At 56.9% G+C, this 9,212-nt stretch carries 6 protein-coding genes; 1 reads left to right on the top strand and 5 read right to left on the bottom strand.

The genetic code is table 11. The annotated features are described in order from the left end of the window. Positions 1-231 precede the first annotated feature (231 nt). The 4 genes from BLP78_RS12475 to BLP78_RS12455 all read right to left on the bottom strand — a co-directional run bounded on the left by BLP78_RS12475 (position 232) and on the right by BLP78_RS12455 (position 1,626). On the bottom strand, positions 232-534 hold the full coding sequence (locus tag BLP78_RS12475) for a HigA family addiction module antitoxin (RefSeq protein WP_090459647.1): 303 nt from the start codon (positions 532-534) through the stop codon (positions 232-234). Between the two features lie 275 nt (positions 535-809). Further along, complete coding sequence (locus BLP78_RS12465) at positions 810-1,103, bottom strand: helix-turn-helix domain-containing protein (RefSeq protein ID WP_090459645.1); 294 nt, start codon at positions 1,101-1,103, stop codon at positions 810-812. Further along, positions 1,100-1,441 carry a type II toxin-antitoxin system RelE/ParE family toxin gene (locus tag BLP78_RS12460; RefSeq protein ID WP_090459643.1) on the bottom strand — a complete coding sequence of 114 codons (342 nt, stop codon included), beginning with the start codon at positions 1,439-1,441 and terminating at the stop codon, positions 1,100-1,102. The genes BLP78_RS12465 and BLP78_RS12460 overlap by 4 nt, the downstream gene beginning before the upstream one ends. Continuing rightward, positions 1,438-1,626, bottom strand: a complete 189-nt coding sequence (locus BLP78_RS12455) for a hypothetical protein (RefSeq protein ID WP_090459642.1) — start codon at positions 1,624-1,626, stop codon at positions 1,438-1,440. The genes BLP78_RS12460 and BLP78_RS12455 overlap by 4 nt, the downstream gene beginning before the upstream one ends. A gap of 104 nt (positions 1,627-1,730) precedes the next feature. Between BLP78_RS12455 and BLP78_RS12450 the strand changes: the two genes are divergently transcribed. Continuing rightward, the gene (locus BLP78_RS12450; protein ID WP_090459640.1) at positions 1,731-3,119 is read left to right on the top strand and encodes a sensor domain-containing protein; all 1,389 of its coding nucleotides are present in this window, start codon (positions 1,731-1,733) and stop codon (positions 3,117-3,119) included. Positions 3,120-3,261: 142 nt separating this feature from the next. On the opposite strand, the gene BLP78_RS12445 is transcribed toward BLP78_RS12450, so the two are convergent. Continuing rightward, positions 3,262-9,204 (bottom strand): toxin TcdB middle/N-terminal domain-containing protein, encoded by a 5,943-nt coding sequence (locus BLP78_RS12445; RefSeq protein ID WP_090459638.1) that lies wholly within the window; start codon positions 9,202-9,204, stop codon positions 3,262-3,264. Positions 9,205-9,212: the final 8 nt, after the last annotated feature.

Here is a 9,212-nt window from a genome sequence, read left to right as displayed (position 1 = left end):
GTCGGGCTCTACTATTTTGCGTTTGGTCATCGTTCTTCCTTATGGATGACAGTCTCCTGTCTAATGACCGATTACACAAAATTATTTACACCCCCAACAATAGCCAACACATTGATGCGTTTGTCATCGACAGGCGTATCACTGACAAACCCATCGACCACGCTTCGTTGGGCCTACTCGGCAATGCCAGTTGCTCCCGCTCAACTGCCGCACTACTTCTTAGCCTTTCTTTTATTCCGGCCCTGGCTGATTGCTGTCGTACTTTTTGTAGCTTGCGTTCAATGTCGGCAAGGTCCTGATGGCTGCACCGGTCTTTTGTTCAGCCACGTGCAAGTCATGGATCATCTGCAGATTCAACCAGAATTGCGGGTGGGTGCCGAAGAAATGCCCCAGGCGTAGCGCGGTGTCACCGGTGATTGCGCGCTGACCGTTCAGAATTTCGGTAATGCGGTTAGCCGGCACATTGAGCTGACGTCCGAGCGCCGTCAACTGTTCGGCGAGATGTTCGCCGAGATGAATCACACTGCGACCCATGATGCACCTCCTAGTGATAATCGACGATCTCGACATTGCTTGGGTCGCGCGCCCCTTTTGGCCACACAAAACAAATCCGCCACTGATCATCGAGCGAATTCTGTATTGGCCTTTTCGATCGCCTTTCAACGCTTCAAATCGGTTTCCCGGTAAATCCCAGGTCCCGCATCGAAGTCGCTGCGTCGAGCTGATCGAGGTGTAGCTCCGCCTTGCGCGCGAAGAAGCGAAAGCCTTGGCGATCTTTGTTCATGCTTTACCCCCTTCATAATAAACGCTTACACCAGCTCAAGACGTACCTTGCGGCCAACAGCAGCGGCAGCACGGCTAAGCGTGTCAAGACTCACCCCGACATTTTCAGGATCAAGCACGCGGTTAAGCTGAAAGCGTGAGGTATTCATGCGCCGTGCCATTTCGGTTTTGGTGATTGCTTGAGCTTTCATAACTTCTGCGAGTTGCCATGCTATAACTTCTTTAATCGCTTTAGCTGTTACCTCTTCGAAGATACCTTCTTTTTTTAGCCAGTCATCGACATGTGAACCACGGTGCGGGTTCTTTGATTTCTTGCTCATGATTTAATCTCCTTCATACGTTTGTACGCCAAGCTCAGATCAACGGCGGGCGTTTTTTGGGTCTTCTTGATAAAGCCATGCAACACAAACAGTTCACCATCTTCAGCGCAGAAAATAAGCCGTGCAATGCGACAACTGGGAAGGGTTGACCGAACTTCCCATAGCCCGTCAGATAGAGCACGACAAAGCGGCATTCCGATGGGCCAGCGAAACTCGACACGTGCGAGGTCTTGGCCGATTTCATAACGATCATCAGATGGCAGCGACCGCAACCATTCCAGCACGGGACTAGCACCGGACTCTGTATGATAAAATCGCGCGGTGATCTTCTTGTTCATCCGTTACTGTTATAAGCAGATTGTACTATAAACAGTACAGTTTCCAGCCTTTTTTTAACAGCTTTCTGTTCGCTTTGGTTGCTTTCCGCTAAATCCGTAATATAGAGGTATGCCTTGCTGGCTTGGTTGGCCGCTGTGAAAATTGCGCGTTTATCGCTCTTTAGCACCTTCAGACCTTCAGTCATGATTCGATATATCCAGTATGATTCGGAGCCATCAGCCGGGGGGTAACTCTGGAGTTGTCTACAAAAAGCCAGCCCGGTCAAACCCCGGCTAGTGTCCTTCACATATGAATACAAAAACTTACGCACCTTTGGCTAAATTTATAGATCAACTGCTCGACGCTATTTGCGTTGTTGATGCAAAGGGTAGTTTTATCTTTGTGAGTGCAGCATGCGAACGCATTTTTGGTTACACGCCGAAAGAAATGATCGGCAAGGTTATGTTGGAGATGGTGGTACCCGAAGATCGAGAGAGAACTCTCCAGGCGGCCAATGAAATCAAATCAGGGCACCCCACACTTGATTTTGAGAACCGCTATATCCGCAAGGATGGGCGAGTGGTGCACATCATGTGGTCGGCCCGCTGGTCCGAAGCCGATCAACTGAGGATTGCCGTTGCACGAGACATCACCGAGCGCAAGCAGGCCGAATCGATGCAGGCAGCGCTCTATGCCATTTCCGAAGCTGCGCATACCGCAGAGGATCTACTCTCTTTATTTCAGCTAATTCATCAAATAATCGGCAAGCTGCTGTCAGCCACTCATTTTTCCGTGGCAATGTACGATGAGAATAATGATCAGTTGAGCTTTCCCTACTACACCCGCGGCTATGACGAGGCGTCCGAACTGCAGCAAACAGCCGTAAGAACCCTCTGCGCAGAAGTCATTCGCACCAGGCAGCCCCTGCTGCTGGGGCCTGAGTCGCTGGCCAGCCTTCCCGAGGAATTACGATCTGTCAACGAAGGCAATGTGATGGGTTGTCTGGTCGTTCCGCTCAACTCACACAAGGGTACTATCGGAGCCCTGATTTTGAAAAGCAACTCGGACGGTGCGCGCTACACCGAAAAGGACAAGGAACTGCTGCAATTTGTCTCCACTCAAGTTGCCACCGCTATCGAGCGCAAACAGTTACACGCCCGACTGAAGCACATGGCGCAATACGACGGGTTGACGGGACTGCCCAACCGAGGACTTTTATACGATCGCCTCAAAATGGCGCTGACAAGAACACGACGGGAACAAGGGCAAATGTCCCTGCTCTACCTGGACTTGAACAATTTCAAACAAGTCAACGACTCTTTGGGTCATGTTGCAGGGGATGAACTGCTGCAGGTGATCGCCAATCGCCTGCAGCAGTGCGTACGCGATTTGGATACCGTCGCGCGCATGGGCGGCGATGAGTTTGTGGTGCTGCTCGAAAACATCGAGTTGCCCGAGCACGCCTCGAACGTGGCCAAAAAAATACGCAGTGTTATCAGCCAACCCATAAAAATAGAGGGCTGTAACGTCTGCATACTACCGAGCATCGGGATCGCACTCTACCCCGATCATGGAGAGGAGGCGCACCAGCTTCTCAGACATGCCGACGAGGCCATGTATTCCGAGAAAAAGAACAATGATAGCCACTTTTTTGCAAATGGCTCTTATGACCGCATTCGCATGGAATCGGCATCATAAAAGACGAGTTTATCAGTACGGTATCCGCGTTGGTATTTGCAAGCGCTGACGCCGAAACTTGATGGTCAGGGCGAAGAATTCCCAACCGACTCTGACCCAACACCCAACACGCGAGCTTAGCGCACCGCCCGGATACCTCGAATCAACCCCATTGTGGGATTTTGGGGCGATCGGGTTCCGGCGTGACGGGATCGCTGCCGCGCAGCCCCGGCGGCACATTACTTTCGGCGATGCGCTCCCAGAAGCTGTCCAGCCCGTTTCCTTCGAATACGCGCGTTGCCTGGAAGAAACCGAATGCTGCATTGCTCAGCATGTGCCCCGATTCATGCTCGAACGTGGCCGGTATGATTTCCCCCCCGACATAGCGGGATGTGTTCACGAAACTGAATGCGCCAAAGTTGAACGCTCTTCCGTCCAGCTGGCCCACCCATCCGCCCACCGTGAAAATGTTTCCCGTTTTCCAGTCGACCTGCATGTCGCGAATCCGCAGCGCATCCACCTGCCCGAACGTAACCAGATAACCGATGACATTCAGCGCGAACAAGGTAAGGCCAATCGCATGACCCGGCCAGCTCATCGGCATCAGATAGCTGGTCCAGCCGAGTATGCCCTGGTAGACATCGCTCTTTGCCACCGGCGGAATGACCGACAGGAAGGTGATGACGCCAAGCGCGGCGCCGATGATCGGCCCGAAGATCATGCCGCCGATCATGGCATTGGCGCCCGCGGTAAATCCTATCAGCGCGCCGCGCAATGCGCCTTCCCAGCTACCGTAGGCAATGCCGCCCACGACAGCCCCAATTGCGGCGCCCGCAAGTCCCGCAACGGCCGCATAGGCCAGGAGCGTGCCGAACCCGATTGCGGTCCCGACGCCGAAGGTCAGCACCGAAACGGCAACGACCGCCACTACCACGGCAATGGCGATGACGATTGCGCCCAGCACATCCCAGAAGCCGAGGCCGCTCGGGTCGACATAGCGCACCGGATTATTGCCGGCGTATGCGTAAGGGTTCAGGCGCTTCGGTTCCTGGAGCCCTTGTTCCGGCTGGTACAGGTAGAGCGGGTCCGGTGAAATGAAGCGGCCCATCGTCGGCGAGTACCAGCGTGCGTTGAAGTAGTACAGGCCGATATCCGCATCCAGTCTTTTCGTCGCGAACGCGGGGGGCAGCGTACCGGACGGTGCAATGAGTACACTTCCGAATGGGTGGAACGCGGTCTCGGTCAGAAGGTTACCATCCGCATCGGTATAGATGACCGCACTGCCCAGATGGTCGTTGTGTATGAATACGGTCGTCCCGCCGGAGATACGAGCGACCGGCAGGTCTCCCGCCATCACCCAACGCATGTCTGAACCATCGCGCGACTCGAACAGGTTGTCAACGTAGTGCGTCACCTCCTTCGAGCCGGCTTCGGTTGCTTCGCGCCGGCTCAGCACGCCTTTATGGTCGTAGAAAAAAGCAACATCGGCGCCGCTATCCAGCTGCACGCGCGCGAGTTGCTGCTTGGGGTCAAATGTCAGGGTGCGCCCCGGCATGGACACGACATTGCCGTTCAGGTCATACCCGAACAGGCTGACGGGATTGATGCCGCCGTTGTCCAGGTGACCGCTCAGCCGGTTGCTGTTGCCGCCGTTTTCATAAAAGAGCGGGTTGGGGCTGATCAGCGGATTGCGAATAAAATTCGCCGCTGCATCATACTCGTAGACATGCGAGTATCCTGCCGCCGGATCGGGACTGGAAGCCTCCAGCAGATTGTGGAATGCATCGTATCCAAAGCTCTGCGTCCGCACAAATCCCGGTGCACCGAGCCTCAGATCCTCGATTGACGCAACGTTCCCGACCGTATTGATATCGTAACGGGTATGAAAGTATACGTCTCCCGTATCGGGCCGGAACGTCCGGATTTCCCGTAGGCGAAGAGAAGCCGGGTCATAGCCGTATTCAGTGCGGACTCCGTTTTGATAATCCATCCCCATTCGCACACCGGCGGCTGTGTATTCGATTGCGTTCACAAATCCCGGGATGCGCCGAAGCAGAAATCCCGAGTAATACTCGAAATCAATAGCGGCTTCATCGGGATAGGTCAGCTGGGTCATGCGGCCGATCCGGTCGAATGAATAGGTCAGCGCCAGGGCTTCAGTCTGGCCCGGCGCCATGCGCGAGCGCTCGACTACATTGCCGCGGGAATCGTAGCTGTAGGTGGTCTCGCCGGCGGGATCAATCGAGCGTGCCAACCGGCCCGTCAGATTTGCGCCTGCCCCGGCGTCGTAGACATAGGTTTCCGGCTCGGCTCCCCCATAAGCCGTCCCGATGATGCGATTCAGTTCATCGTAACGGCGATTGATCGGCTCACCGGCCCCGTCCACCTGCAGTGCGAGGTTGCCGGCCGCATCATAAGCCAGCAGACGACGACCCCCATCCACGTGATCGATCGAGATCTCCTGTCCCGTAAGATCGCGGGTGATGCGGCTAAGGACCACCCCGCGGGGATCGGTGATCTGCCGCAAACGGCCGGTGGCATCAAGTTCGTAGCTGGTGGTGCGGACCGATGCCTGGTCGCGCTCTTCCACTGCCACCAGGCGATACCATGTGTCATAGATCTCGCGTCGTGGTGTCCCGAATGAATCCGCCAGGGCAGGGTCATTATCGCCTGCATCGGAAAACAGCGTGTCGAACGTTCCATATTCCGCGCCGGATTGGCCGCCATCCGGATGCAAGGTACGGATCGCGCGGCCCAATGGGTCGAAGAAAAAGCTGCGCCGTGGCGCGGAGGGATCAGCTAAATACGGCTCAAACCCCAATCCCTCGGCATAGAAGGATTCAAATTTTTCGGCTGTTTTTCCCCGGGCGTTGGGAACGACCTGCCCACTGACCGATACCATATTGCCGTCATGTTCGGTCCGGCGCTGGAACAGCGCGCCGGCTCCATCGAGATACTCGTTGACGGAGATGGTACGAGTATCACCCGAAACGACGCGATAATGGGCAGCACGAAGCGCTGGCAGCGTCGCTGTCTCATATGAATAGGTGACGGTGGGGATGGCGAGGGTATCGCCGGGCGCCACTACCACGGCGATACGTGACAAGGGATCGTAGCGCGACTCGGTCACGCCGCCGTTGGGATTCACCATCCGCCGGGGCCTCGCTACCCTAAGATCGTGCTCGACCGTCGCAACAAAACCTTTTGCATCAGTGATCGACGTAGCAAATAAACCGAACTCGTCGAAGGTGTAGGTCGTGTCGTTCCCGCGTGCATCCCGGCTGACCAGAACGTTGCCGCGCTCATCGAGGCTGACCCGTCTATGATCGTACAGCCAGGCGGGCTTACCATCCTGATCCTCTCCGTCGTGATACCCCAATGCGGAAAAGTCGGGCTCATGGGCATCGTATGTGGACGCGGCCACATCCTTGTGCAGCGCGATCTTTTCGGTGCGGGTGAGCAGCCCATTTGTGACCTGGCCGAGCGCCAGGCCCTGGAATGCGGCGCCGTCATAGTACTGGCGCACTTCGTTAAGCAAGTTGCCGTCGCCGTCCCGCTGGACAATGCGGGAGACACGGTCGCGAACGCGTCCTGTCGGGTCCAGCGCATACTCGGCGTGGGTTGTTACAACGATAGCAATAGCTGCGCCTGCCCCTCCTTCCCCACGACGCTCTTCGCTTGTCACATTTCCGGATATATCGAACGTGAGCAGGCGCCGCTCGATACGCGCCTCGGACGTGCGCTCGAACGTCGACGTGGTCGTCTCCTCAATGAACGGGAACAGAACTCGCCGGCTATCCGGCAGCGTCTGCTCGACACGTACGATCCATCGGCTCTCCTCCACCCGGTATGGGGCCCCTGCCAGCGGACCGCCGTCCTCTCCGAATACCTCCACCCGAAAAAGTTTGCGTTTCAGGCTACGCCGAAGCTCGGGATCGGGAACGGTCGGTCGCCCGGAAGCTTCGGTGTGGTAATGAAAAACAGTGCGACACGAAGGAATCGAGTCATCACCTTCTTCAATCTGCTCGGATCGGCCGAATCCGTCGAATTCCCGTCGATGTCCGTCATAGTGGCCTTCGTGGTAGCGGTAGCGGGTCACGTTGTGCAGGCCGCTGATCGAATCATCGACCGTAACGGCGGAAACCACCTGCACAGGAAACGGAAGAAACGACGCCCATGGTTCCCTCTGTTCGCGGTCACGCCTTGCCTCTTCGGTCGAGGTGGTGTATTCGATGGCCGTGATGCGGCCAAGTCCGTTATCGATGCGCGAAAGCAGGCTGGGCTTCACGTCGCCGGTAAAGTCGAGGTAGCGGTAGTCCGGATATGGACTCGTCCACAAGATCCCCGCCGTTCCGGTTCCGCTCATGTCGGCGATGCGCAAGGTGTCGGCGCGCGAGGTTGGCGGGGTGTAGCGAATCGTCTGCGGAGCACTGAACGAGTTTCCCGATTGATTGATCCAGTACGTTACCTCGTCATAGCCAACAAAAACGACATCGGCCAAGCCATCCCCGTTGATATCGACAATGAACACTCGCGCCGGATCGAACGGATAGGGGAATCTCGGTGCGGCGGTCATCTTGCGCGACTCGGAGAAGTGGCCTCCGCCGCGCGAAGGCCAGTATTCGAAGTAACCGCTGCTGAATAACACCACATCCGCAAGTCCGTCGCCATTGATGTCGGCAACACGGACGCGGGGGTCGCCGGAAGATAGATTGGGAACCGGCGTCGGCAGGTCGTCCTTTGGCACCAGTCTCGGAGGTTTCCACCCTGCGGACCCCAGATTGTCGTATACCTGAAGACCGGTGCTACCGTCATGCACCGCATCCACGAGACCATCGCCATTGACATCCATCAACTGCAGGCCACCAGTCTCAAAAGCGAGCTGGGGTTGCCGGATATACTGGTTGAAATCGGCGAAAGCGCCGGTTCCCTCATTGCGGTAGAAGCCGCTCAGCGTTCCGCTGCCGACGAGCACATCCGCCGCACCGTTTCCGTCCATGTCGGCGAATTGCACGCGATCTTCAGCGGTGGAGAAAACAGCCGGAAACTGCGGCAAGGAACGGGGTGGTCCCCACCTGAGTCCACCCGTATTGGACCAGTATCGCGCCACGCCGTTTTCAATCGATAAAATGCCGGGGAGACCGCGGCCGTCCAGATCTATCAGCTCCAGGTTCGGCTGGTCAAGTCCGGGCGGCGCGGCGCCCGCTTCGGCCACGAATTTTCTTAGACGGCGACTGGAGGGAGCAAACTCGGTATAAGAAAATTCCAGCGGCGGCAGCGACGCCGACTCCCCCGTTTCCGGATTGTTGCCTGAAAAAGTGACCGACCGAAGAATCGAAAAACCCGAGAAAGGCTCGGTATCATACGCCAGCGCCCATGTGCGTACAGCGGCCGGACCCAGCGGTTCGACGTGAAGCGTGATACGTGAGCAACGCAGGGCGGTGCGCATCTCAAAGCCGCTGCGAAAATCCGAGAACGGGTCGGGGCGGGCTTCATACTCAAACCGGACCGCATAGACGGCGTAGCGTATCTCCTCGATATATCGCTGGCCTTGTTCCGTTCGATACCGGTAGGTAATGGAGTTGCCCGCGGTGTCCTCTGTACGTTCGATAAGCCATGCGAATTCCCGGGTCGTCCCATTATCGTCGAATTCGATCCTGCTCTCGGCCGTAGTCCCGAAGGTATGGCGCATGCCGGACTTCTCCGTAACCTGCCACCCGGACGCCGTGCGGCTGAACTGCTCGAATCCGTTCTCGATTGACGCCCTGAAGGTGCCGGAGCCCACGGGGAGAAGTTCCGTTTGTCCGGCGAACAGGAATGTATCGTCATCCGTATAGGCGGGTGTGCCCCGGAACGTGCGACGGCTGATGGCGGCAAAAGGCAGCGACCAACCCAGGCCCCAGACACCATTGCCGGCGCCGGTGCTGTAGCCGAGAGCGAGGCTGGGCTGGAAATTTCGGATGCCCGGCAGCAGGTCGAGCGGAACCCGATAATTGCCGACACCGGAATTCAGGTCCGGCTGAAATGTCTCGCCGAGACCGCGAACGTCGCCGCCGCCGGCCGGATTGGACGCAGATTGACGATTGACAGGCGATTTGTTGGCCACAGGCTATC

Source organism: Nitrosospira sp. Nsp1 (assembly GCF_900100985.1).
GTDB lineage: Bacteria > Pseudomonadota > Gammaproteobacteria > Burkholderiales > Nitrosomonadaceae > Nitrosospira.
This window is presented reverse-complemented; position numbering and strand designations above follow the sequence as displayed.